Source organism: Mesorhizobium sp. Root552 (assembly GCF_001427285.1).
Classification (GTDB): Bacteria; Pseudomonadota; Alphaproteobacteria; order Rhizobiales; family Rhizobiaceae; genus Mesorhizobium.
The window spans coordinates 116,262-138,892 of record NZ_LMFV01000012.1 but is presented as its reverse complement, the minus strand read 5'-3'; the positions used below and the strand labels follow the sequence as shown (position 1 = coordinate 138,892).

Below are 22,631 nucleotides of genomic sequence, written 5' to 3'. Positions count from 1 at the left end.
GGCTTTTGCCGTCGGTCTGCTCCATTTACCGAATACGCCGCTTAGCTGTCAAAGTAGCTCTGCGTACCGTGCGCCTCGATCGCTTCGGCAAGACGGCTGAGCGCATGGACATACGCAGCGGTTCGCACGGTAACGTCGCGCGAAGACGCCAGTTCCCAGATGGCACGGCCCTCGCGCTCCATGATGACGCGCAGCTTCTCGTGGATTTCCGGCAGTTCCCAGTAATAGCCCTGCTTGTTCTGCACCCATTCGAAATAGGAGACCGTGACGCCACCTGCATTGGCTAGAATGTCGGGAAGCACAACGACATTGCGCTTAGCGAGGATCTCGTCGGCGTCGTGCGTAACAGGGCCGTTGGCCAGTTCCAGCACCACGCGCGCCTTGATCGTCTCGGCATTGTCGATGCGGATCATGTTCTCCAGCGCCGCCGGCACCAGCACGTCGCATTCAACGCCCACCAGTTGATCCGCGCTCAAGGCTTCATGGCCGTCCTTGCCGATGGTGTGGATGACGGAATTGTTTTCCTGCTTGGCAGCAAGCAGAGCTGCCAGGGAAAGTCCGCCCGAAGCCTGCACCGCACCGCCGGAATCGGAAACTGCAACGATGCTGTGCCCGTCAGCCGCAAACAGTGAGGCAATATGCTGGCCGGCATTGCCGAAACCCTGGATCGCGATGCGGAGTTTGCCCTTGAGGCCGAGCTCGGCGAACAGATGCCGCACCAGATAATAGCCGCCACGCGCCGTCGCGTCGCCACGACCGACAGAACCGCCGAGAGCCAGGGGCTTGCCTGTGATGACAGCCGGCGAGGCGTGTCCGACGATCTGGCTGTATTCGTCAGCCATCCAGCCCATGATCATGGCGTTGGTGTAGACATCCGGCGCCGGAATATCGCGGTCCGGTCCGATGATGCGCGAGAACGCCTGCATGTAGGAGCGCGAGAGGCGTTCCAGCTCCGCCTTGGAAAGCTTGCGCGGGTCAACCTGGACCGCGCCTTTGCCGCCGCCGTAGGGCAGGTTCATGACGGCGCACTTAAACGTCATCCAGAACGCCAGCATCTCGACCTCGTCGGCCGAGGCATCTGGGTGGAAACGAATGCCGCCCTTGGTCGGGCCGCGCGTGTCGTCGTAGCGGCATCGCCATGCCAGGAAAGATTTTCGCGAGCCGTCGTCCATGCGGATCATCAAGCGCGCCTTGGTCGTTTCTCGCGGATATTTCAGCTTCTCGATAACATCTGCATCGACGTTGATGTGCCGGGCGGCTTCGTCGAGACGAACAAGGGCGCTATCAAGTAGGCTGTCTTCGGGCATCATGAGTTCCTGTCTGGCTTGATGATACTTGCGTGCTGGGGTGGACGGGCTTTCCATTGCATAAAAATTGGGCAATGCCCAATGAAACTTTATTTCCCGGAGCATACGATTTTCGTCTTATCCCGCCGTTCGCTTGGACCACAGGGGCGACACCTTTCGTCAATTGTCCGCAACGCTTGTCCGGCAGCGCTTTCCTGCTTATGAGTGCGCACGAATTTCACGTCACGCCACCAATCGAAAAGACACCGGAAACACCCATGTCCAAGCTGAAAGACGTCAAGAAGGTCGTGCTCGCCTATTCGGGCGGCCTCGACACCTCGATCATCCTGAAATGGCTGCAAACCGAACTGGGAGCGGAGGTGGTCACCTTCACCGCCGATCTTGGCCAGGGCGGCGAACTGGAGCCGGCGCGCAAGAAGGCCGAGTTGCTCGGCATCAAGGACATCCGAGTGATGGATGTGCGCGAGGAGTTCGTCTCCGATTTCGTCTTCCCGATGTTCCGCGCCAACGCCCAGTATGAAGGCCTCTATCTGCTCGGCACGTCGATCGCGCGGCCCTTGATCTCCAAGCACCTTGTCGATATCGCCCGCGAAACCGGCGCCGATGCCATCGCCCACGGCGCCACCGGCAAGGGCAACGACCAGGTGCGCTTCGAGCTGTCGGCCTACGCGCTGAACCCCGACATCAAGGTCATCGCGCCATGGCGCGACTGGTCGTTCAAATCGCGTACCGACCTGCTCGACTTCGCCGAAAAACACCAGATTCCGGTGCCGAAGGACAAGAAGGGCGATGCCCCGTTTTCCGTCGACGCCAATCTTCTGCACTCGTCCTCCGAGGGCAAGGTTCTGGAAGACCCGTGGAGCGAGCCGCCGGAATTCGTCCACCAGCGCACCGTCTCGCCGATGGATGCGCCCGACAAGGTGACCGAGATCGAGATAGAATTCCTCAAGGGCGATCCGATTGCGCTTAACGGCAAGAAGCTGTCGCCGGCCTCGATGCTGGCAGCGCTCAACGATCTTGGCCGCGACAACGGCATCGGCCGCCTCGACCTGGTCGAGAACCGTTTCGTCGGCATGAAATCGCGCGGCGTCTACGAGACGCCCGGCGGCACCATCCTGCTCGCCGCCCATCGCGGCATCGAGTCGATCACGCTGGACCGTGGTGCGGCTCATCTCAAGGACGAGTTGATGCCGCGTTATGCCGAGCTCATCTACAACGGCTTCTGGTTCTCGCCGGAGCGCGTCATGTTGCAGGCCCTGATCGACAAGAGCCAGGAAGACGTCGAAGGCACGGTGCGGCTGAACCTCTACAAGGGCAACGCCATCGTCACCGGGCGCAAGTCGAAGAAGTCCCTCTACCGCAACGACCTCGTCACCTTCGAGGACGATCGCGGCGCCTACGACCAGAAGGACGCCGAGGGCTTCATCCGTCTCAACGCCTTGCGGTTGCGCACGCTGGCCGCCCGCAATCGCTGATGCACTTGCTGAAAACGGCGCGGGCCTGTCCCGCGTTGTTTTTGTTTCGTCCGGTGACTTCAGCCAGAGTCAGGCCAGGAGATGGGCCGCGCCGGTAACGGTCACCCGCATGACGTCGCCGACCACAGGCGCACCCATGCCCGGTTGCCGCACGATCAACGGCGAGTTGCCGATGGCGGCAGCGTCCGGCGGATCGGGACTGTTCAAAAGCCGCACCGCGACCGAACAGGTCGAACCGGCAAACTCCGCTTCCGTCACCTCGCCGAAGAGAACGCCGGAGGTAATGCTTCCGGCCAATTCCTGGCGCGACGACCGCTGAAGCTGGATCTGCTCGGGCCGCAGCATGATGCGGGCCACGTCCCGGCGCTCCTTGCTGTCGATCGCGATGGTGCCAAGCGAGCATTGCGCGAAACCTCCGGCGGTCCTGGCTGGCAGGATGATGGCATCGCCGAGGAACTCCGCGACCATCCGGTCTTTCGGGCGCAGGTAGAGATCGCGCGGCGTTCCAACCTGCGAAAACCTGCCATCCCGCATCACCGCGACCTGGCTGGCGAACGAGAGCGCCTCCGCCTGGTCGTGCGTTACCAGGATCGTGGCGATACCCGCCGCTTCCAGCAGTTCGGCAACCGCCTTGCGCATCGAGGCGCGAAGCCCGGTGTCGAGCGCCGAAAACGGCTCGTCCAGCAGCATCAGCCGGGGTTGCTTGGCCATCGCCCTTGCCAGCGCCACCCTCTGCTGCTGGCCGCCCGACAATTCATGCGGACGCCGCCGCAGGATCGCCTTGTCGAGGCCAACGATATAGGCAAGTTCCGCTATCCGCTCGGTGCGCTTGTCCTCGTTGCGGCCCATGCCGAAACCGATGTTCTCGGCGATGCTGAGATGGGGAAACAGCGCACCGTCCTGCGCAACCAGCCCGATACCGCGCTTGTGTGCCGGCACCGCTTCGCCGCCATTGGCAAGCACCTGTCCGTCGAGCTTTATGTGACCTTCGTCGGGCGGCTCGAAGCCGGCGATCAGCCGCAGCAATGTTGTCTTGCCGCATCCCGAAGGGCCAACGATGGCAGTGCGCGAGCCGGCTGGCACGGCAAGATCGATGCCGTCCAGCGCCCTGACCGGACCGTAGCTCTTGCGCAAGCCCTGAAGTTCGAGAAAGCTCATTGCCCGGCCATCCTCTTCGACTGCACGTAGAGCAACCAAGTCAACGGCAGGGACGCCGCCACCATGATCAGCGCATAGGGCGCGGCTGCGGCATAGTCGATTTCGCCGCTATAGGACCAGAAGGCAAGCGCCAGCGTCATCGTGCCGTTCGGCGCAAGCATCTGCGTGGCGGTCAGTTCGTTCAGGATGCCGAGCGACACCAGCGCCATGCCGGCAGCCGCTCCCGGCGCAGATAGGCGAATGGTGGTCGACCACAAGGCGTTGGCGGGGCTGCGGCCAAGATTGCTTGCCGCCCGCTCCAGTTCAACCGGCGCCTGGGCAATCGAGGCGCGCAGGCTGATGATGGCGCGTGGCAAAAACATCAGCGCGTAGGCGATCAGGATAGTGACGAGCGTCTGGTAGAGGGGAAGCATGAAGCGCACGGTAAGCGTCACAAGCGCAAGCGCGATGACCACACCAGGCAGGGAGCCCACCGTGTAATTCGTGGCTTCCAGAACGCGCTGCAGGCGGCCCGGCTTGCGAATGGAAAGCCATGCCATCGGGATCGCCGCGACGGTCGCAAGCAAGGCGCCTGCGACTGCAAGAAAAATCGTCTGGCCAAGTGCGGCCGAAATCTCGTCCAGCCGCCAGACCTCCCAGCCTCCGGCCACAAGCCAGCGCCCGATGGTGACGAACGGCACCCCGATCGCCAGCACGGCAACCAGAAGCGGCAGCAACAGACAGGGCAGCGTGGCCCTGCCAAGCCGCGCGCGTGGCGCCTGCCGCGCTGCGCCGGAACCGACGCGCGCATAGCGCTCCTCTCCGCGCACCAGTATTTCCAGCGCCAGCAGGGCAAGGCAGCAGGCAATCAGCACGCCCGCCAGCATATTGGCGGCCGGCCCGTTGAAGGTCGACTGGAACTGATCGACGATCGCCGTCGTGAACGTGTCGAAGCGAATGAAGACATAAAGCCCGTACTCGGCCAGCAGATGCAGGCCGACCAGCAGTGATCCGCCGCAGATGGCGAGCCGCAGTTGCGGCAGCACGACGCGAAAAAACACCCGCCACGGCCCCAGGCCAAGCGAGGCGGCGGAATCCTCAAGCGAGGGATCGAGGCGCCGCAGCGCCGCCGAGACCGGTAGGTAAAGGAACGGGAAATAGGCGATGACGGAGATGAAAACGCCGGCCCCCAGCCCATGCACGCCGGGAACCATGGTCACCCAGGCATAGCTGTGGACGAAAGCCGGAACCGCCAGCGGCGCAACCGCCAACCATGCCCATAAACGCGCTCCAGGCAAATCGCTGCGTTCGGTCAGCCAGGCAAGCGCCACGGAAAGGGCGATCGACAGCGGAACCGTCAACGCCACCAGAAAAAAAGTGTTGACCAGCAGGTCACCGACACGTGGTCGAAACACCAGTTCGACCACCGTCGTCCAGCCGATCTGGACGGCCACGGCTATGATGAAACCTAGCGGGATAAGCGCAAACAGCGAAACCAGGATCGCGGCAAGCGCAATCCACGGGAGCCGGACCAGCCGCATCCTGTGGCCGGCAGGCGAGGCCAGTGCGACTGGACGAGCGAAATCCGGCGACGACTGCATCAAGCGCCAGGCCGTCTGTTCTTGTGCCGGGCCGACAAACGCAAGGTCGAGCTTTCTGTCATGGCAAATGCCGTGCCTGAAATACAAAGCTCCTGCGGGGGACCCCGCAGGAGCGGAACTTGAGTCTTTTTAGGAGGATTAACGGCTAAAGCAAGCCAGCCGCCGTCATCAGGTCGGTTACCTTCTTCGAGTTCAAGGTTGCTGGGTCGATTTTCGGGGCCTGCAGATCGGCCAGCGGAACCAGCTTCGAATTCGCAGCTTCCCCATTGCCCACCGCGTATTCGAACGAGGTGCCGTCACGCAAAACCGCCTGGCCGCCCTTGCCTGCGATCCACTTCAGGAAAGCCTGCGCTTCCTCGGGATGCTTGCTCGAGGCCAGCACGCCACCGCCGGAAACCGAAACGAATGCACCCGGATCCTCGTTCCTGAAATAATGCAATTCCACGTTCTTGCTGTTTTCGCCGGTCTTGGCCTGATCGCCGAACCAGTAATAGTGGTAGATCACGCCGCCTTCGATCTCGCCGGCATTGACCGCCTTCATCACGGTGCCGTTGCCCTTGAAAGGCTTGAAGTTCTCCTTCATCGCCTTCAGCCAGGCGGCGGTGGCCTCCTCGCCCTTCAACTGCAGCAAAGCGCTGACGATGGCCTGGAAATCAGCGCCGGCAGGCGATGCGCCCCAACGGCCCTTCCAGCTTGCATCGGCCAGGTCAAGCAGCGACTTCGGCAGTTGATCCGCATTGAGCTTGGTCTTGTCATAGGCGAACACGGTGCTGCGCGCGGCGATACCGAGCCATTTGCCGCTGGACGGCTGGTATTCCTTCGGCACCAGCGCCAGCGTGTCAGGGTTCACTGGCGCAAACAGCCCAGCCTGCTCGACCAGCGTCATGGCCGGAGAATTTTCCGTCAGGAACACATCTGCCGGAGAAGCCGCGCCTTCTGCCACGATCTGGTTCGAGAATTCGCTGTCGCCGCCATTGCGTAGCGTCACCTTGATCCCGGTTTCCTCGGTGAAAGCTTTCACCCATTCCTCGGCAAGGCTCTTGTGCTGTGCGTTGTAGACGATGATCTCTTTTTCCTGCGCCATTGCCGGGGCCACGGCAAACGCCGCCAGGGCTAGAACGCCGGCAAGGGTGGAAAGGACGGACTTCATGAGCGACTCCTAAAGCTAGGCTTTTTCAGGTACCGGATGGACTAGTCATACATGATTTTGCCAGTCAACATTTATTAGCCATGTTCGGACGGCGGACCAGAATGTCACAGCCTTGTGAACGGACGGAACGAGGCCTGCCGCAAAACTTGCCCCATCGGAACGGACATACCACTGGTTTTGCAGTGCACATTGCATATATTGCAATGCAGCATAATACCGAAAGGACTACCCTCATGGCCGTCAGGAAAACCGCCATCGTCACCGGATCCACCTCGGGCATCGGGCTGGCCATCGCCGAAGCCATGGCCGCAGACGGCTGCAATATCGTCGTCAATTCCTTTTCCGATACGCCAGAAGACCACGCGATCGCCGAGCAGATTGCAAAAAAGCACAAGGCCGGTGCGGCCTACATCAAGGCCGACATGTCGAAGCCGGATGAGTGCCGCGCTCTGGTCGCAAAAGCGGCGGAGCGCTTCGGTTCGGTGGATATCGTCGTCAACAATGCCGGCATCCAGCACGTCGCCCCGGTCGAAGATTTTCCCGTCGGCAAGTGGGACGCCATCATCGCCATCAACCTGTCCTCGGCCTTCCACACAATCGCGGCAGCAATTCCGCTGATGAAGGCGAATGGCGGCGGACGCATCGTCAACATCGCCTCTGCGCATGGCCTTGTCGCCTCGCCATTCAAGTCTGCCTATATCGCCGCCAAGCACGGCATCATGGGCCTCACCAAGACGGTGGCGCTGGAAGTGGCGCGCGACAGGATCACCTGCAACGCGATCTGTCCGGGTTATGTTCTGACGCCGCTGGTCGAAGCGCAGATCCCAGACCAGATGAAAACGCACAAGATGGACCGGGAAACGGTCATTCGCGAGGTCATGCTGGACAAGCAGCCGACCAAGGAATTCGTCACCGTCGAACAGATCGCCGCTGCCGCCGTCTACCTGTGCTCGCCCGCTGCCGCGCAAATCAACGGAACCCACATTTCCGTCGACGGCGGTTGGACCGCCGAATAGGCCAGGCGCAAGAGACATCGCCATGACGATCGACAGCAAGGCCAGCCAGCGCAAGAAGATCAATATCGCGCTGCAAGGCGGCGGCTCGCACGGCGCTTTTTCGTGGGGCGTACTTGACCGCATTCTCGAGGATGGCCGGCTGGACATCGTTGCTGTATCAGGCACCAGCGCCGGTGCCATGAATGCGGTTGCGCTTGCCGACGGCTTCGTGCGCGGCGGCGTGGACGGCGCAAGGCAGAAGCTGTCCGACTTCTGGCGCGCAGTGGCGCGCAAGGGCCGCTTCAGCCCGGTCCAGCGCACGCCCTGGGACATGCTCTGGGGCAATTGGTCGGTCGAAAACACGCCGGGTTTCGTCTGGTTCGACACCATGTCACGGGTTTTCTCGCCCTATGTCGCCAATCCGCTTGACCTCAATCCCCTTCGCGATGCCGTCGAGCAGGAGATCGATTTCGGCAATGTCCGCAACTGCAAGGCCCTGCAATTGTTCATCTCGGCCACCAATGTCGAGACCGGCCAGTTGCGTGTCTTCTCCGCCGGGGAAATCACGCTTGATTCCGTGATGGCCTCGGCCTGCCTGCCGCAACTGTTCCGTGCCGTGGAGATTGAAGGCATCCCCTATTGGGACGGTGGTTACGGCGGTAATCCCGCCCTGTTTCCCTTCTTCAAGGCCGCTCAGACGGAAGACGTCCTTTTGGTGCAGATCAATCCGGTGGTGCGCGAGGGTACGCCCACCAGCGCCAACGAGATCCAGAACCGCATCGACGAGATCACCTTCAATGCCGGCCTGCTGCGCGAGTTCCGTGCCATTGCCTTCGTCAAGGAACTGATCGCCGCCGGGCGGCTTCCGCATGGCGAATACCGCGACATCCGCATGCACCGCATCGACGCCGATGAAGCCTTCAAGGACCTCTCGGCCTCGTCCAAGATCAACGCCGAATGGGCCTTCCTCGAATATCTGCGCGACCTTGGCCGCAGCGCCGCCGGCGACTGGCTGGAAAACAATTTCGACGCAATAGGAGAGCGCGCGACGCTCGACCTGTCAGGCCAGTTGGATGACGGCCTCAAACCGGCACACGGACCGGCGCTTGGCAAGCGCGTCCGCGAATTTCTGGCCACGCGCAAGACGCCGCCGGCCGTCGCATCCCACCGAAACTAGGGCATTTCCAGCAAAGTGTGCAGCGGCTTTGCACGCGGGAATGCGGCCAGAGCTTACGTTGCAGCACGAGGCGGGCCGGCAAGATCGAGCGGATGCACGATGCGCGCGCCGTCCGCCTCTCCGAAAAACGCCTCGACGCCATAGACCGCGCGCAACGTCTCGCGTGTCAGCACATTTTCGGGCGAGCCGTCCGCAACAATCCGGCCACGGTCGAGCAGAATAAGGCGCGAGCACCAGCGCGCCGCGAGGCCAAGGTCGTGCAGCGAGGCAACCACGCTCTTGCCGTCGCGCGCCAGATCGCCGAACAGCCGCATCAGCGCGATCTGGTGCGATGGATCGAGCCCGGCGGTCGGCTCGTCCGCCAAAAGCAGCGGCGTATCCTGCGCCAGCGCCCGAGCGGCCAGCACCCGCGCCTTCTCACCGCCGGAAAGCTCCGTCGCGATGCGATTGCGGAACGCCTCCACATCCATGCGCCGCATCGCCTCGTCGATTATGCTCCGGTCGGTATCGCCGAGCGCCGCAAAGCCGGGCCGATTCGGCGAACGGCCCAGCGCCACGACGGTTTCGACCGGCACCGCCCAGGCGATTTCGCGTTCCTGCGCCAGATAGGCGGCCTTGGCGGCGCGCTGCTTCGCGCTCATCGCCGCTATGGCCTGCCCATTGAGCTGGAGCGCACCGTCAGTTGGCAGCAGACCGAGAACCGAGCGCAACAGGGTCGACTTGCCGGCGCCGTTCGGGCCGATCAGGCCGACGAATTCCCCGCTACCGACGGAAAAGGTCACCTCGCGCAAGACCTGCTTGCCACCAAGGCTGACGGCGAGACCCGCTACCGACAAAAGCGTCATGTCAGCCTCCGGCGCGCACGGAATACCAGCCAAAGGAAGAAGGGCGCTCCGACGATTGCCGTCAGGACGCCGAGCTTCAGGTCGCGTTCAGGCGCGATAAGGCGTACCAGTATGTCGGCGGCAAGCACCACGCAGGCGCCGCCAAGCGCACTGGCCAAAAGCAGGCGCGACGGCTTCGAGCCGACCAGCGGCCGTAGTATATGCGGCACGACCAGTCCGACGAAACCGATCGCCCCCGACACCGCGGTCGCCGCGCCGACGCAAGCGGCAGTGCCGAACACGGCGAGGAACTGCACACGCCGCAATTCGACGCCCATGCTGGCCGCCGTTTCCGAACCGAGCGTCAGCGCATCGAGCGAGCGCCCGAGCGAGCCCAGCATCGCCCAGCCCAGGATCATGAAGGGTCCCGCCAGCCTGACATGGGTCATCGAACGGTCCGTCAGCGAGCCCAGCATCCAGAACATGATCTCCAGCGTGGCAAACGGATTGGGCGAAAGGTTCAACGCCAGCGAGGTCATTGCGCCGGCAAAACTGGTCACCGCGATGCCGGCAAGGATGATGAGCAGCGAATTGCCGCGCGTCCCTGCCATCGCCTGCACGACGACGACTGCCAGCACAGCGCCCGCCAGCGCCGCCAGCGGCAGGGCCAAGGCAAAGGCGGCGGACAGCCCGGTATAGATGGCAAGCACTGCCCCCAGCGACGCCATCGAACTGATGCCGAGCAGTCCGGGCTCCGCCAAAGGATTGCGCAAATAGCCTTGCAGCACCGCGCCTGAAAGCCCGAGCGTCGCGCCGATCATCAGGCCGAGCAACGCGCGCGGCAGCCTGATCTCGCGCATGATCAGGGCAACGGCATCCGCCTTGCTCGAAAAAAGCGCGGCGATGCTGTCGCCGAACGCTATCCCCGCCGGTCCGACCGTCAGCGACAGTACGAACAGAACCAGCGTGGCAGCTACCAGCAAGACGATCAGCAATCGATAGGACGAGTTTCCCGTCACGGCCGCACTTGCCCTTGCAAAGCCGCCCGTTGCAGCACGAATGCCGCTTCAAGCGTAAACGGTGCCCCGCAGATCATGTTCGGCACCGGCACGCCGACACCCTGCTTCTGCGCCTCAAGCGTCTTGAACGCTGGGTGCACGAAATTCTCCTGCGCCAACGCCGGCGCTCCGCCATAGGAACGGAAGCTGGTCGCGATCATGTCCGGCTGCTCGGTGACCAGAAGTTCCAGCGGCAGTCTGGTGCTGCCGACAATGCCAAGCTTCTCGGCGATGTTGACGAGACCGGCGGCCTTGAAGATCTCGTTGGCCAACGTACCCCCGCCGGTCGTATAGCTATTGGCATCGTAAAGCGCGATCGACCGCCCCGACGGCTTCTGCGCCTTGAGTGCCGCAAGGCCCGCATCCAGTTCGCCGGCAAGTTCGCCGGCGCGCTCCTGCCGCTGCAAGAGTTCGCCGACACGCAGGATACTGTCGCGAATATCCTCGAACGACCGCGACGGCGCGAACTCCTCGACCTTCACGCCGAGTTCCCGCAACAGGTTGACCGTTGCCCTCGACGAAAACGTGCCGGCCAGCACGAGATCAGGCTCCATCAGGAAGATTTCCTCAGCCAGCGCGTGGTTGATGGCGAAGCCTTGCGCCTCCTTCGCCATCGCCGAGGAATTGGCGTCGCGCGCCAGCGCTGAAACGGAATGTAGCTGCCCCTTGCCGGCAATGAGCATGGCAAGCTGGTCGGTGCAAACATTCATCGACACCACGCGCCGGGGAGCCGGTTCGGCGGCAAGCGCGGGCGGCGCCATCAGCGCCGCGACGAGGGCAGCTCCGATAGAGCAGCCGATGAATCCAGCCCTTGAGCAGTTCAAACTTGCCTCCATCGCCTGCCCGACAGCTCTCCTAGAATGACCTTGTAAAAGTCAGGCTAAGCGTTCGACCCGGAGAACGGAACCCGGCCTTTGTCTCATACTTCTCGTCGAAGATGTTCTGGGCCGAGAATTTGAGTTGGGACTGTTCGTCAAAGGCATATTGCGCGCTGAAATCCGCGGTCACATAGGCCGGCAGCTTGACCGTGTTGCCGCCATTGGCAAAGCGTGACGTTACGTAGAGCAGTGCGCCGGTCAGGCTCAGTTTCTCGTTCGGCGTATAGGTCAGCCCCGCCGTTCCCCGGAAGCGTTCGCCATAAGCAACATACTTGCCATGCGTTCCGGGGCTCTCGTTGAGCGGCTCGCGGATATCGACCGACGCCTTGCCGGACCATTCGTCGCTGAAGCGGTGTTGCAGCGTCGCTTCGAAGCCGGTGATGGTTACGTTCTCGACGTTGGAGGGTTGCCAGATGAAACTTCCCGGAAAAGTCTCGGCCCAGTTGATCTGGTCTTCGACCTTTATCTGGTAGAGGGCCGCGTCGAGGCTTGTATCCTCGCCTGCCTGCCAGTTGACGCCGACCTCGTATGAGCGCGAGCGCTCCGGGCGCAAGTTCGGATTACCGGGCGTCCAGGGGTCGGGATAGTAAAGATCGTTGAAGGTCGGAGCACGGAACCCGGTGGCGTAGGAAGCCCGCGCCACAAGGCCGTCCAGCAACTCGTAGCTTGCGCCGAGATTGTAAGTCGTCTGGCTGCCGAATTGTCCGTCATGGTCGTAGCGGACGCCGCTATCCAAGGTCAGCCGGTCATATTCGAGGGAATACTGGCCAAACACCGCCTGCAGATCGCGCTGCTTCTTCGAGTAGTCGACACCGGAGACCGAACTTCCATCTACAGAATCGCGATAGGCTTCCGCCCCAAGCTGGAAAATGTGGCTCGCGGTGTCTGTCTCGAACGTTTTTTGGGTCGAGGCCAACATGCCATAGCGGCTTGTGTCGAAATCATCGCCATCGGTCGCTCCCCTGAAATTGGAGGAACTGTCCAGCGCCGCAGTCAACTCCACCGTGGATTCCCACGTGTCGGAATGCTTGAGACGGGCACCGAGACGACCGGAGAAATTCGTCGTGTCGGCCTCGTTGGCGGCAGCTCGGTCGTACTGGTTCCTGCCGCGCGCAAAAATGCCGTCCGTATAGATCGTTCCCCAGCCCAGATCCTTGGATAGCGAGAAATTGGCCGTTCCCCGGACAAACCCGTCATCATCCGGTTCGTGGCCATAGGTCGTCGGCAGCGTAAAATCATAGCCGCGCGTGCCGAGCAGGCTGGCGCCGAAGGCATAGCTGCCGCCGTTCCCGGTCTCTCCCCGGATATCGCCGGAAAGCGTGCCTCCCCAGGGATGCATGATGCCGGCCGTCAGGCTGCCGCAGGTGCTGCTGCCATTTTCGCAACCGCCGCCTTGTCTGGTGATGATGTTGATGATGCCGCCGATCGCATCGGCGCCGTACTGTGCGGAGTGGCCGCCTTTCGCGATTTCGATGCGCTCGATCGACGACAGCGGAATGCTGGACAGGTTGAAGGTGCCGGAAGTGGCCGAAGATGCCCTCACGCCGTTGACCAGAACAAGCGTCTGGTTGGCGCTGGTGCCGCGCAACGACACGCTGGAATCGGCTCCGAGGCCGCCATTTGATGTCACCGTCACGCCGGCATAAGTCTTCAACAGCGCCGGCAGGTCTACCGCCGGCGATTTCTCGATGTCCTTCGTCTCGATGACCGCGACCGACGAAGTCGAGCGTTCGAGCGACGATGCCCGCCGCAACGGCGTGGTGATCACGATGCGGTCGAGCTTGGTGGCAGCCTCGCTCTCGGCTTGCTGGGCAAAAGCGCCCCCGGTCAAGGCAAGCGCGCATGCGCTTGCGGCAAATAGTGTCTTCTTCATTCCAGTCCCCAAAGTCTCGGGGCGAAGCTTCGCCCAAGGTTCATTTCGAACCGCGGGCTGGTCGGGGCAGGCTGGAATGCAAACAATCCCCCTGCGGCCGTTCCGGCGCGCGGCAACACACACTTGTGTCACCGCAACGGACGGCCGCGCCTGACCACACCCCGTGGTCATGCATGGGTGACGGGAACAGGCAGGTCTCCTGACTTCCGTGTCGTCGCTTCCTTCCGCCTTCCCGGCATTACCGCCAGTGGCATCGTGGAAGAAGGCTCTACGGTTACAGTTGCGGGGGCAGTCCGGCTTGGGCCGATCGTTCGGCCAACCGTGTTCCCTTTTGATCCGTCTTCGGAACCAGTTCCGGCAACAACGCTATCTGCTGCCAAGGCGCGCTGTCAATTCCACCAGCGCTGCCCAATAGCGAGGTTGCGTCAAAGCGCCGCTTGCAGCCGGCAATCGCAATCCTCCCGCTACCGGACAGAGCGTTCTTGCGGCAGCAAGCGAATTCCGCTACGTCGCCGCTTTGTTGACGGGAGCAAGGCCTTGAGCGACCAACGCGCCGATGTCGCCATCATCATGGGCAGCCAGTCGGACTGGGAAACCATGCGGCATGCCGCCGAGACGCTTGGCGGGCTCGGCATTTCCCACAAGCGGCTGATCGTCTCCGCGCACCGCACGCCTGATCGCCTGTACGATTTCGCCAAGGGCGCGCGCGCGGCGGGCTATAAGGTGATCATCGCAGGCGCCGGCGGCGCAGCTCATCTTCCCGGCATGACTGCCGCCATGACGCCGCTGCCGGTTTTCGGCGTTCCCGTCGAATCGAAGGCGCTGTCCGGACAGGATTCGCTGCTCTCCATCGTTCAGATGCCAGCCGGCATTCCGGTCGGAACGCTCGCCATCGGCAAGGCCGGCGCCGTCAATGCAGCCCTTTTGGCCGCCGCCGTCCTCGCACTCAACGATGCGGCGCTGGCCGGTCGGCTCGACGCCTGGCGCGAGGTCCAGACAGCCAAGGTTGCCGCGGAACCGGAGGATCAGCGCTGATGTTCGCAGCCGGATCGACCATCGGCATCATCGGCGGCGGCCAGCTTGGCCGCATGCTGGCGATGGCCGCAGCACGTCTCGGCTACCGCACCGTGGTGCTCGAGCCGCAGGCGGATTGCCCGGCTGCGCAGGTCGCCAATCGCCAGATCACCGCCGCCTATGACGATCCGGCAGCGCTTGCCGAACTTGCTGCGGCTTCCGCCGTCGTCACCTATGAATTCGAGAACGTCCCCGTCGCCGCAGCCAGCATTCTGGCAGCAACCGTGCCGGTCTACCCGCCGGCGCGCGCCCTTGAAGTGGCGCAGGACCGCATCGCCGAAAAACAGTTCCTCAACGGCATCGGCATAGCCACGGCGAGATTCCAGCCCGTCGACAACGACGGCGATCTCGCCAACGCGCTCAATACCTTCAACGGCAGCGGTGTCCTGAAGACCCGCCGCATGGGCTATGACGGCAAGGGCCAGCGCGTGTTCCGCAACATGGAAAGCGGCGGCTTCGCTGGCGTTTGCGAAACGATGGGCAACGTTCCGCTGATCCTGGAAGCGCTGGTCGGCTTCGAGCGCGAAATCTCGGTGATTGGTGCGCGAGCCCCCGACGGCAACATCGCGACCTATGTGCCGGCCGAGAACATCCACCGCGACGGCATCCTGCGCTCGTCGACCGTACCGGCGGCCGTGTCCGCTGCTACCGCCGACGCCGCCCGCGATGCCACGGCAAAAATTTTGGGTGCCCTGGATTATGTCGGCGTCATCGGCGTCGAGTTCTTCGTTTTGGGCGACGGCGCCCTGCTGGCCAACGAGATCGCGCCACGCGTCCACAATTCCGGCCATTGGACGGAAGCCGCATGCATCGTCTCGCAATTCGAGCAGCACATTCGCGCGGTTGCCGGCTTGCCCTTGGGCGATCCCCGTCGCCATAGCGATTGCGTCATGGAAAACCTGATCGGCGACGACCTTGCCCGGGTTCCCGTCCTGCTAACCGAAGCCGACGTGCTGGTTCATCTCTATGGCAAGGCCGAACCCCGGCCAGGGCGTAAGATGGGGCATTTCACCCGCCTTGGCCCGCTTCCGTCCGCAGGCTGACTGTTAAGCGACCTGCGGTTTGGACACCAAGCGAAGGTTGACACGAACAAGTGTCCTCGTTTATGAGCCTGTCACGAATTGAGCGCGCTCCTGGGGCGCGCTTTTCAGTTACGCCCGTGAAGGGCCAAATTGACGGGCAAGACCATGAAGATCAAGAACTCGCTCAAGGCGTTGAAGGCGCGTCACCGGGATAACCGCCTGGTTCGCCGCAAGGGCCGCATCTACATCATCAACAAGACCGACCCGCGCTACAAGGCCCGCCAGGGCTGAGCTGCGGCCGGAGCCTTTTGCTCCCGCGTCTTCTTGTGATCGCCGGCTGGCCGGTGCGCTCACGCTAATTTCAGTTTGACCTTGCGCATGGCGAGACTAGACTCTTGCCATGCGCATTTTCGTTGCCCTCGCTGTCGTGCTTATCGCGGGTACCTCCGCATCCGTCGCTATGGCCGACGACGCGATGCCCGACGAGCTGGGCAAGAACAGCGCCGTCGTTGAAACCCACGCGCAACGCCTCGACAGGCTGTTTGCCGAGTTGAAGCGCGAACGCAACGACAAGATTGCCACTCACATATCCCAGCGCATCTGGCAGGAATGGTCCCAGTCGGGCAGCGCATCCGTCGACCTGATGATGGGCTGGGTGCAAAAGGCGGTCGATGAAAAGAAATTTGACGTCGCGCTCGATTTCCTCGACCAGGTCGTGACCCTTGACCCGACCTACGCGGAAGGCTGGAACCGCCGCGCAACCGTCCACTACTTGATGAAGAACTACGGGAAGTCGATGGCCGACATCGAACGCACCCTCCAGTTGGAGCCCCGCCATTTCGGCGCGCTCTCCGGCCTCGCCCAGATCATGATGGATACCGATCGCAAGGAAGCGGCGCTCAGGGCATGGCAGCGCGTGCTCGACATCTATCCCATGCTGCGCAACGCACAGGACCAGGTATCGACCATTTCCGAAGAGCTCGCAGGCGAAAGCATTTGATACCCCGGCGACGGAATTTCCCCGCGCCGGTCCAATTCTTCCTTCCTTGTTTCCGATAACCGCCACCCGCCGATGAATCTTGTCTATGCCGCGCTTGCCCTGTTCCTGGCGATTTTGTTCGCGCTCGTTGCGGTCACGCGCGGCGGGGCATGGCTTGTCGAGCGACGCAATCCGTCCGTAGGCGCCTTTATCGACATTGATGGCGCGCGAATTCACTACGTCCACGTGCCCCGGCCAGCCAATCCGGATCTGCCCGCCATCGTTTTCATCCACGGCGCCAGCGCCAATCTGAAGGACCAGATGCTTCCCTTGCGGCCTCTGCTCGAAGGGCGGGCCGAAATGCTCTTCTTCGACCGACCGGGGCACGGCTGGTCGGAGCGCGGACATGGCAACGACGACCCCGCCGCCCAGGCTGGAACGCTGGCCAAGCTCATGGAAAAGCTGGGCATCGCGCAGGCGATCATCGTCGGCCACTCCTTCGGCGGGGCGACGACTGCAACCTTCGCCCGCGACTACCCGCAAAAAACGCTCGGACTGGTGTTTTTGTCGGCTGCAACGCACCCTTGGCCGGGCGGCGACACATCCTGGTACTACCGCCTGACGACGACCCCCTTTATCGGGCAGCTGTTTTCCGAAACGCTTGTCTATCCCGTTGGCTCGCTCCAGATGAAGTCGAGCACCGAATGCGTCTTCGCTCCCAACAAGGTGCCCGACGGCTATCTCTCCGCCACGTCGATCCCGCTCGTGTTACGCCCGGCCGCGTTCCGCGCCAACGCCACGGATGTCGAGGGCCTCTATCGTTATGTGCTGAAGGCGCAGTCTCGCTACCATGAGATAAACGCGCCGACGGTCGTCATATCAGGAGACCACGACACAGTCGTCTACGAGGAAATCCACTCCACCGGTCTTGCGCGTGACATCCCGGGTGCCGGATTGGTCTGGGTAAAAAACCTCGGCCACAAGCCGGACTGGATCGCTCCCGATCTGGCGGTGGCGGCACTCGAGAAAGTTTCAGGCAAGCCCCTCGACCTGCAGGCCATGGCCCGCATTGTCGAAGCCCGGATCGCAGGCGACAGATTCGGCGAAGGCAGGTGCGTCGACAACCCCGCCCCGCCGAACAGCCGCAAAGGCCCGTAGGTTGTGGTCCAGGGTGTTTTGAGTTTCAGGTCAGGAGCTGGAATCGAAGATGGGCGCGTAGCGTCCAAACTGGCGGGTTTCGAGAACCGGAGCGCAATGTACGTATTGGTACGTGAGCACCGGAAGCGCGGAAACGCGCCATTTGCAGGCCGTCATCACCTGAACCTAAATGCACCCTAGTCGATGTTGGCGATGCGCAGCATGTTGGTAGAGCCCGGCGTTCTCAGCGGCACGCCGGCCGTGATGATGATGCGATCGCCTTCCGTGCCGAAGCGTTCTTCATGCGCAATGCGGCAGGCCCGGTTGACCATGTCGTCAAGATCAACCGCGTCGGGAGAAACGACGCAATGCGTGCCCCACACGAGTGACAGCCGCCGCGCGGTATTCAGGATCGGCGACAGCGCAATGATCGGCACCTGCGGCCGTTCGCGTGCTGCCCTCAAGCCCGTGGCGCCAGATGCCGTGTAGGTAACGATGGCCGACAGCTTGAGCGTCTCGGCGATCTCACGTGCCGCAAGCGAAATAGCGTCTGCACCCGTCGCTTCAGGGGCGGAGCGCTGGGCGTTGATGATGTCCGGATAGGTAGGATCGCGCTCCACCTGCTCTGCGATGCGGCTCATTGTCGACACCGCCTCGACCGGATAGGCGCCAGCCGCCGATTCCGCCGACAGCATGATGGCGTCGGCGCCCTCGAAGACGGCGGTTGCCACGTCGGATACCTCGGCGCGGGTCGGAACCGGAGCCGAAATCATCGATTCCAGCATCTGCGTGGCGACGACTACCGGCTTGCCAGCGCGACGCGCCGCCCTCGTAATCTGCTTCTGGATGCCTGGCACGGCTTCAAGCGGCATCTCCACGCCAAGATCGCCGCGTGCAACCATCAGCGCGTCAGACAGATCCATTATTTCGGAAAGGCGGGCGACCGCTTGTGGCTTTTCGATCTTGGACATGATCAAGGCCCGCCCGCGCGCAATCTTGCGCGCCTCGGCGAGATCTTCCGGACGCTGGATGAACGACAGCGCCACCCAATCGACGCCAGCCGCTAGGACCGCGTCGAGGTCGGCTCGGTCCTTTTCCGTCAGGGCTCCGACCGGAAGTTCGGTATCGGGTAGCGAAACGCCCTTCTTGTCGGAAATCGAGGTGCCGGCCACCACCACGCATTCGATCGAATGGCCGTCGGTCTTGACGGCTCTCAATTCCAGCTTGCCATCGTCGATCAGCAGGCGATGCCCCGGCTCCACGGAGGTCAGGATTTCCGGATGCGGCAGGTAGACACGCGTTGAATCGCCAGGTTCCTGGCTGTCGTCGAGCCTAAATGTCTGGCCGACGGCCAGCGTTTCCTTGCCGTTGGTAAATTTGCCCACGCGCAGTTTCGGCCCCTGGATATCGGCAAGGATGCCGATTGGACGGCCCACCGCTGCCTCGACGGAGCGAATGCGGCCGATCAGGGTTCGCATCAGGTCATGATCCGCATGGCTCATGTTGATGCGGAAGACATCGGCTCCCGCTTCGAACAGCTTCCTCAGCATCGCCTCCTCGGAGGAGGCTGGGCCAATGGTGGCGAGAATCTTGACCTTGCGGCTGCGTCTCATTGACTATTGCTTCCTGGGGCGGCGGCGCCGCCATCCGTTGTCGGCTGCTCGGTCAGCTGGACCATCCAGCTTGCCTGCTCGCCCGTGTCGTATTCCTGGAATCCGGCGCGCTGAAAACCTCGTGCGACGCAGTCAGTGACGCCGGCGATCTTGAATTCCTTTTCAGCGACGCACATGCTGATCGGGCCATCCCAGCGGCCGCCACGCTCGGCGTCTTCTGCATAAAGATAGTAAAACCTTGATGACAGCGGCCCTTCGATCAGCGTCTTGCAGCTCGATGCCTCGATGTGCCACCAGCCCTCGGTGATCCAGCCGGCCTTGGCACGGTAGCCTATGCCGACGCCCACCAGATTCTGCGTCGCGTTGCACACACGAAAATCGGCATGGGCCGGCACCGCGAGGGCGAGCGTGACGAAAGGTGCGACGAGAAACGGCAACAGCATGGCACTCACGCGGCGGGCGCGCAAAGAGCCAGCACATACCCTCTTCAATCCCCTCAGCATCGTTTTCATCATCTGTTGACGCCCCTTTTCGGCAAACTGCCGGCGCATGTCAACGCGCCGCCGCACAGAATTCCAATCGATTTAAAAATGGGTGGCGCGGTGTTTCGTCGCCCTTGGGGCAGATTTCGGTAAAAACCTTGTCCAAACCACGGCATTGCGCGGACGCCCTCTTCGTGGAATGACGGTAGCACCCTGCCAGGAACGAAAAACGGACCAATCTTCCCGCTCATGACCCGATCCACAGTTTTCGCCCCTTTCGATCTGATCGAGGGCGATCGCAAGCGAGGCCTTGTGCTGGTCGCAGACCATGCCCGACGCGATTTACCCGAGGAGTATGGCGATCTCGGCCTCCCGCCGGCCGAATTCGAGCGCCACATCGCCTATGATATCGGCGTCGAAACGGTTACCCGGGAACTCGCCGCGCTGCTTGGCGCACCGGCGGTGCTGGCGACCTTTTCGCGCCTGCTGATCGACCCCAATCGCGGCGAAGACGACCCGACGCTGGTTCGCCAGCTTTATGATGGCACCGTCATTCCCGCCAATTATCCGCTCTCACCGGAAGAGCGCGAAAAGCGGCTCGATCGCTTCTATCGGCCTTATCACGACGCCGTCGCCGCTTTGGTCGCATCCGTGGCGGAAGCCTCTGGCCATGCCCCTTTCATCTTCTCGGTTCATTCCTTTACGCCATCGATGCAGGGCACCCAACGGCCCTGGCATGTCGGCGTGCTGTGGGATCTCGACGACAGGGCACCCCGTCCACTGATCGACATGCTAGCTGCGGACGCCTCTCTCACCGTCGGCGACAACGAACCCTATGACGGCGCCCTGCGCGGCGACACCATGTTCAAGCACGCCATCGTCAACGGCTTTGCCCACGCGCTGATAGAGATCCGGCAGGACCTGATCGCAAGACCCGGCGACGCCGCCACCTGGGCCGGCAGGCTTGCCCCGATCGTTGACGCCATCAACCGGCGTCCCGATATACACGAGGTCCACCAATTCGGTTCCCGGACCGGACCGCTATAACGCAGGAGACAACCATGACCGAACTCAGCCAGGATCAGCAGCGGGATTTCGAGGCGGCAGCCTTCCGCCGGCTGGTCGAACACCTGCGCCAGCGTACCGATGTGCAGAACATCGATCTCATGAACCTGGCCGGCTTCTGCCGTAACTGCCTGTCGAACTGGTATCGCGAAGCAGCCGGCGCAAAAGGCGTCGATCTCTCCAAGGAACAGTCGCGCGAAATCATCTATGGCATGCCCTATGCCGAGTGGCAGGGACTCCACCAGACCGAGGCATCGGATGCCAAGAAAGCCGCCTTCGAAGTGAACCGCCCTAAAGACCACTGACATATCTCCCATCCTTGGCCCAAACGCTTGCGGCCGGCTGCGCTTTGACTGCGGGATAAAACGATTTAAAAGGAGATATTCTCCAGTTTCCGCATGAGATTCGATCCGATGACTGAAGCGAGCTCCGTCGCGAGCGCTGTTCGTGGCCGCTGGGCCGTTGCAACCATGTTTTTCGTCAACGGCTTCCTGACCGGAAGCTGGGCGCCCCAGATTCCAGTCTTCCTGATCCGTCTCGACATCAGCAAGTTCACGCTCGGACTGCTGATTCTTTTGTTCGGCCTCGGCGCAGTCGTCGCCATGACATGGTGTGGACATCTCATTTCAAGGTACGGCTCACGTTCCGTGGTGCGCTGGTTCGGCGTAGCCGCCGCGTTCGGGCTTCTGTTGGTAGCGCTGGCGCCGAACGTTCCGGTAGCCGCGGTCACCATGATCCTGTTCGGTGGGCTGATCGGCGGCATGGATGTTGCCATGAACGCCAACGCTGTCGCCGTCGAACGCAAGCTGTCGCGCGCCATCATGTCGTCTTCGCATGGATTCTGGAGCCTCGGCGGTTTTGCCGGTGGTGCATTGGGTGGCTTGGCGATCCAGAATTTCGGCCATCTCGCCCATGCTGCAGCAGTAACGCTCGTTGCGTTCGCTGCCGTCATGCTGGCCCTGCGTAACCTCGTCGCCGAACCCAGATCAGTCGCCAGCGTCCATCACCACTTCACGCTGCCGCGCAACCCGGTGATCTATCTGATCGGCCTGATGGCGCTGTTCTCGATGATCCCCGAAGGGGCGGTGCTCGACTGGGCAGCGCTTTATCTGCAGCAGGAGCTTGGGGCCGATCTCGCCACCGCTGGCTTGGCCTTCGCGGCCTTCTCAGGCGTCATGGCTTTCATGCGCTTTGCCGGCGACGCCGTTCGCAACCGCTTTGGCGCTGTCACCACCTTGCGCGTTTCAAGTCTCGTCGCTGCTGCCGGAATGCTGGTGGCGGGCTTGTCGCCTTCGCCATGGCTCGCCATCGCGGCCTTCGCCTTCTGCGGCTTCGGCATTGCCAATATGGTTCCGATCGCCTTTTCGGCCGGCGGCAACCAGGAAGGCATGTCGTCGGGAACCGGCATGAGCGTGGTCACCACGATGGGCTATTGCGGGATTCTGGTGGCTCCATCGGCGGTCGGTTTCGTAGCGGAACGGACCGGATTTGGTCCCATCTTCATTACCCTTTCCGGCTTGCTGGTCGTCGTGTGCCTGATGTCCGGCCTTGCGCGGCGCGCCGACTTCCAGCCTGCCCCGGCAGCAGCCGAATAGACAACCAAGGACAGCGTCAAATCCTGCCCATGAACAGCAGGATCAGGAGCACGACCAGGATGACGCCGACAATGCCGGACGGCCCGTAGCCCCAACCACGAGAATATGGCCAGCTCGGAATCGCACCGATCAGGATCAGGATCAAAATAATGATCAGCAGTGTCGTGAGTGGCATGGCGACAGCCTCGC

General features: G+C 62.4%; 22 protein-coding genes and 1 riboswitch. Of the genes, 11 read left to right on the top strand and 11 right to left on the bottom strand.

The annotated features are described in order from the left end of the window. Nucleotides 1-41: 41 nt before the first annotated feature. Nucleotides 42-1,307, bottom strand: coding sequence for a Glu/Leu/Phe/Val family dehydrogenase (locus tag ASD50_RS06955; RefSeq protein WP_056238734.1), 1,266 nt, complete (start codon nt 1,305-1,307; stop codon nt 42-44). A gap of 257 nt (nt 1,308-1,564) precedes the next feature. On the opposite strand from ASD50_RS06955, the gene ASD50_RS06950 reads away from it, so the two are divergent. Beyond that, on the top strand, nt 1,565-2,782 hold the full coding sequence (locus ASD50_RS06950) for an argininosuccinate synthase (protein WP_056238730.1): 1,218 nt from the start codon (nt 1,565-1,567) through the stop codon (nt 2,780-2,782). A 69-nt stretch (nt 2,783-2,851) separates the two neighbouring features. Here the strand turns inward: ASD50_RS06950 and ASD50_RS06945 are convergent, their stop codons facing one another. The 3 genes from ASD50_RS06945 to ASD50_RS06935 all read right to left on the bottom strand — a co-directional run bounded on the left by ASD50_RS06945 (nt 2,852) and on the right by ASD50_RS06935 (nt 6,670). Next, a complete protein-coding gene (locus ASD50_RS06945; RefSeq protein WP_056237971.1) occupies nt 2,852-3,940 on the bottom strand; it encodes an ABC transporter ATP-binding protein in 1,089 nt (362 codons plus the stop codon). Then, nucleotides 3,937-5,520 carry an ABC transporter permease gene (locus ASD50_RS06940; RefSeq protein ID WP_056238727.1) on the bottom strand — a complete coding sequence of 528 codons (1,584 nt, stop codon included), beginning with the start codon at nt 5,518-5,520 and terminating at the stop codon, nt 3,937-3,939. The genes ASD50_RS06945 and ASD50_RS06940 overlap by 4 nt, the downstream gene beginning before the upstream one ends. A gap of 145 nt (nt 5,521-5,665) precedes the next feature. After that, nucleotides 5,666-6,670 carry an iron ABC transporter substrate-binding protein gene (locus ASD50_RS06935; RefSeq protein WP_056237969.1) on the bottom strand — a complete coding sequence of 335 codons (1,005 nt, stop codon included), beginning with the start codon at nt 6,668-6,670 and terminating at the stop codon, nt 5,666-5,668. A gap of 233 nt (nt 6,671-6,903) precedes the next feature. Between ASD50_RS06935 and ASD50_RS06930 the strand changes: the two genes are divergently transcribed. Next, entirely contained in the window at nt 6,904-7,686 is a 783-nt protein-coding gene (locus ASD50_RS06930; RefSeq protein ID WP_082549526.1) for a 3-hydroxybutyrate dehydrogenase, read from the top strand. A 22-nt stretch (nt 7,687-7,708) separates the two neighbouring features. Then, nucleotides 7,709-8,842: a patatin-like phospholipase family protein gene (locus tag ASD50_RS06925; RefSeq protein WP_056237962.1), complete on the top strand. Its 1,134-nt coding sequence runs from the start codon at nt 7,709-7,711 to the stop codon at nt 8,840-8,842. Between the two features lie 53 nt (nt 8,843-8,895). On the opposite strand, the gene ASD50_RS06920 is transcribed toward ASD50_RS06925, so the two are convergent. The 4 genes from ASD50_RS06920 to ASD50_RS06905 all read right to left on the bottom strand — a co-directional run bounded on the left by ASD50_RS06920 (nt 8,896) and on the right by ASD50_RS06905 (nt 13,475). Continuing rightward, entirely contained in the window at nt 8,896-9,687 is a 792-nt protein-coding gene (locus tag ASD50_RS06920; RefSeq protein WP_056237960.1) for an ABC transporter ATP-binding protein, read from the bottom strand. Continuing rightward, nucleotides 9,684-10,685, bottom strand: coding sequence for a FecCD family ABC transporter permease (locus tag ASD50_RS06915; RefSeq protein ID WP_056237956.1), 1,002 nt, complete (start codon nt 10,683-10,685; stop codon nt 9,684-9,686). Before ASD50_RS06915 ends, ASD50_RS06920 begins: the two co-directional genes overlap by 4 nt. Next, the gene (locus ASD50_RS06910; RefSeq protein WP_413813880.1) at nt 10,682-11,485 is read right to left on the bottom strand and encodes an ABC transporter substrate-binding protein; all 804 of its coding nucleotides are present in this window, start codon (nt 11,483-11,485) and stop codon (nt 10,682-10,684) included. Before ASD50_RS06910 ends, ASD50_RS06915 begins: the two co-directional genes overlap by 4 nt. A gap of 94 nt (nt 11,486-11,579) precedes the next feature. Further along, nucleotides 11,580-13,475 (bottom strand): TonB-dependent receptor plug domain-containing protein, encoded by a 1,896-nt coding sequence (locus tag ASD50_RS06905; protein ID WP_056237953.1) that lies wholly within the window; start codon nt 13,473-13,475, stop codon nt 11,580-11,582. A gap of 171 nt (nt 13,476-13,646) precedes the next feature. Then, nucleotides 13,647-13,843: riboswitch (cobalamin riboswitch) on the bottom strand. Nucleotides 13,844-14,012: 169 nt separating this feature from the next. On the opposite strand from ASD50_RS06905, the gene purE reads away from it, so the two are divergent. The 5 genes from purE (at nt 14,013) to ASD50_RS06880 (ending at nt 17,708) form a co-directional block, all read left to right on the top strand. Next, nucleotides 14,013-14,510, top strand: a complete 498-nt coding sequence (gene purE / locus ASD50_RS06900) for a 5-(carboxyamino)imidazole ribonucleotide mutase (RefSeq protein WP_056237948.1) — start codon at nt 14,013-14,015, stop codon at nt 14,508-14,510. Continuing rightward, entirely contained in the window at nt 14,510-15,592 is a 1,083-nt protein-coding gene (locus tag ASD50_RS06895) for a 5-(carboxyamino)imidazole ribonucleotide synthase (RefSeq protein ID WP_056237945.1), read from the top strand. Before purE ends, ASD50_RS06895 begins: the two co-directional genes overlap by 1 nt. Nucleotides 15,593-15,736: 144 nt before the next feature. Continuing rightward, entirely contained in the window at nt 15,737-15,862 is a 126-nt protein-coding gene (ykgO, locus tag ASD50_RS06890) for a type B 50S ribosomal protein L36 (protein ID WP_035022199.1), read from the top strand. Nucleotides 15,863-15,971: 109 nt separating this feature from the next. Continuing rightward, nucleotides 15,972-16,571: a tetratricopeptide repeat protein gene (locus ASD50_RS06885; protein WP_056237943.1), complete on the top strand. Its 600-nt coding sequence runs from the start codon at nt 15,972-15,974 to the stop codon at nt 16,569-16,571. Between the two features lie 72 nt (nt 16,572-16,643). Then, nucleotides 16,644-17,708 carry an alpha/beta fold hydrolase gene (locus ASD50_RS06880; protein ID WP_056237941.1) on the top strand — a complete coding sequence of 355 codons (1,065 nt, stop codon included), beginning with the start codon at nt 16,644-16,646 and terminating at the stop codon, nt 17,706-17,708. Nucleotides 17,709-17,884: 176 nt separating this feature from the next. On the opposite strand, the gene pyk is transcribed toward ASD50_RS06880, so the two are convergent. Together pyk and ASD50_RS06870 are read right to left on the bottom strand one after the other, a co-directional pair. Then, nucleotides 17,885-19,300 carry a pyruvate kinase gene (gene pyk, locus ASD50_RS06875; RefSeq protein WP_056237938.1) on the bottom strand — a complete coding sequence of 472 codons (1,416 nt, stop codon included), beginning with the start codon at nt 19,298-19,300 and terminating at the stop codon, nt 17,885-17,887. After that, entirely contained in the window at nt 19,297-19,743 is a 447-nt protein-coding gene (locus ASD50_RS06870) for a DUF1036 domain-containing protein (RefSeq protein ID WP_056238724.1), read from the bottom strand. The genes pyk and ASD50_RS06870 overlap by 4 nt, the downstream gene beginning before the upstream one ends. A 288-nt stretch (nt 19,744-20,031) precedes the next feature. Here ASD50_RS06870 and ASD50_RS06865 point away from each other — a divergent pair, with 288 nt between their 5' ends. The 3 genes from ASD50_RS06865 (at nt 20,032) to ASD50_RS06855 (ending at nt 22,442) form a co-directional block, all read left to right on the top strand. After that, a complete protein-coding gene (locus ASD50_RS06865) occupies nt 20,032-20,829 on the top strand; it encodes an N-formylglutamate amidohydrolase (RefSeq protein ID WP_056237934.1) in 798 nt (265 codons plus the stop codon). A gap of 14 nt (nt 20,830-20,843) precedes the next feature. Then, nucleotides 20,844-21,152, top strand: a complete 309-nt coding sequence (locus tag ASD50_RS06860; RefSeq protein ID WP_056237930.1) for a DUF1244 domain-containing protein — start codon at nt 20,844-20,846, stop codon at nt 21,150-21,152. A gap of 108 nt (nt 21,153-21,260) precedes the next feature. Next, a complete protein-coding gene (locus ASD50_RS06855; protein WP_056238720.1) occupies nt 21,261-22,442 on the top strand; it encodes an MFS transporter in 1,182 nt (393 codons plus the stop codon). Nucleotides 22,443-22,458: 16 nt separating this feature from the next. Here ASD50_RS06855 and ASD50_RS22335 read toward each other — a convergent pair whose 3' ends face one another. Next, nucleotides 22,459-22,617: a DUF3309 family protein gene (locus tag ASD50_RS22335; protein ID WP_082549525.1), complete on the bottom strand. Its 159-nt coding sequence runs from the start codon at nt 22,615-22,617 to the stop codon at nt 22,459-22,461. Nucleotides 22,618-22,631 lie beyond the last annotated feature (14 nt).

What these genes read in the sequence shown, in the direction of transcription:
- ASD50_RS06855 (WP_056238720.1), top strand. Translation starts at nt 21,261, where the DNA reads ATGACTGAAGCGAGCTCCGTCGCGAGCGCTGTTCGTGGCCGCTGGGCC.
- ASD50_RS06925 (WP_056237962.1), top strand. Translation starts at nt 7,709, where the DNA reads ATGACGATCGACAGCAAGGCCAGCCAGCGCAAGAAGATCAATATCGCG.
- ASD50_RS06880 (WP_056237941.1), top strand. Translation starts at nt 16,644, where the DNA reads ATGAATCTTGTCTATGCCGCGCTTGCCCTGTTCCTGGCGATTTTGTTC.
- ASD50_RS06860 (WP_056237930.1), top strand. Translation starts at nt 20,844, where the DNA reads ATGACCGAACTCAGCCAGGATCAGCAGCGGGATTTCGAGGCGGCAGCC.
- ASD50_RS06885 (WP_056237943.1), top strand. Translation starts at nt 15,972, where the DNA reads ATGCGCATTTTCGTTGCCCTCGCTGTCGTGCTTATCGCGGGTACCTCC.
- ASD50_RS06910 (WP_413813880.1), bottom strand. Translation starts at nt 11,485, where the DNA reads ATGGCGCCGCCCGCGCTTGCCGCCGAACCGGCTCCCCGGCGCGTGGTG.
- ASD50_RS06950 (WP_056238730.1), top strand. Translation starts at nt 1,565, where the DNA reads ATGTCCAAGCTGAAAGACGTCAAGAAGGTCGTGCTCGCCTATTCGGGC.
- ASD50_RS06955 (WP_056238734.1), bottom strand. Translation starts at nt 1,307, where the DNA reads ATGCCCGAAGACAGCCTACTTGATAGCGCCCTTGTTCGTCTCGACGAA.
- ASD50_RS06920 (WP_056237960.1), bottom strand. Translation starts at nt 9,687, where the DNA reads ATGACGCTTTTGTCGGTAGCGGGTCTCGCCGTCAGCCTTGGTGGCAAG.
- ASD50_RS06865 (WP_056237934.1), top strand. Translation starts at nt 20,032, where the DNA reads ATGACCCGATCCACAGTTTTCGCCCCTTTCGATCTGATCGAGGGCGAT.
- ASD50_RS06940 (WP_056238727.1), bottom strand. Translation starts at nt 5,520, where the DNA reads ATGCAGTCGTCGCCGGATTTCGCTCGTCCAGTCGCACTGGCCTCGCCT.
- pyk (WP_056237938.1), bottom strand. Translation starts at nt 19,300, where the DNA reads ATGAGACGCAGCCGCAAGGTCAAGATTCTCGCCACCATTGGCCCAGCC.
- ASD50_RS06895 (WP_056237945.1), top strand. Translation starts at nt 14,510, where the DNA reads ATGTTCGCAGCCGGATCGACCATCGGCATCATCGGCGGCGGCCAGCTT.
- ASD50_RS06945 (WP_056237971.1), bottom strand. Translation starts at nt 3,940, where the DNA reads ATGAGCTTTCTCGAACTTCAGGGCTTGCGCAAGAGCTACGGTCCGGTC.
- ASD50_RS06930 (WP_082549526.1), top strand. Translation starts at nt 6,904, where the DNA reads ATGGCCGTCAGGAAAACCGCCATCGTCACCGGATCCACCTCGGGCATC.
- ykgO (WP_035022199.1), top strand. Translation starts at nt 15,737, where the DNA reads ATGAAGATCAAGAACTCGCTCAAGGCGTTGAAGGCGCGTCACCGGGAT.
- ASD50_RS22335 (WP_082549525.1), bottom strand. Translation starts at nt 22,617, where the DNA reads ATGCCACTCACGACACTGCTGATCATTATTTTGATCCTGATCCTGATC.
- ASD50_RS06935 (WP_056237969.1), bottom strand. Translation starts at nt 6,670, where the DNA reads ATGAAGTCCGTCCTTTCCACCCTTGCCGGCGTTCTAGCCCTGGCGGCG.
- ASD50_RS06870 (WP_056238724.1), bottom strand. Translation starts at nt 19,743, where the DNA reads ATGCTGTTGCCGTTTCTCGTCGCACCTTTCGTCACGCTCGCCCTCGCG.
- ASD50_RS06905 (WP_056237953.1), bottom strand. Translation starts at nt 13,475, where the DNA reads ATGAAGAAGACACTATTTGCCGCAAGCGCATGCGCGCTTGCCTTGACC.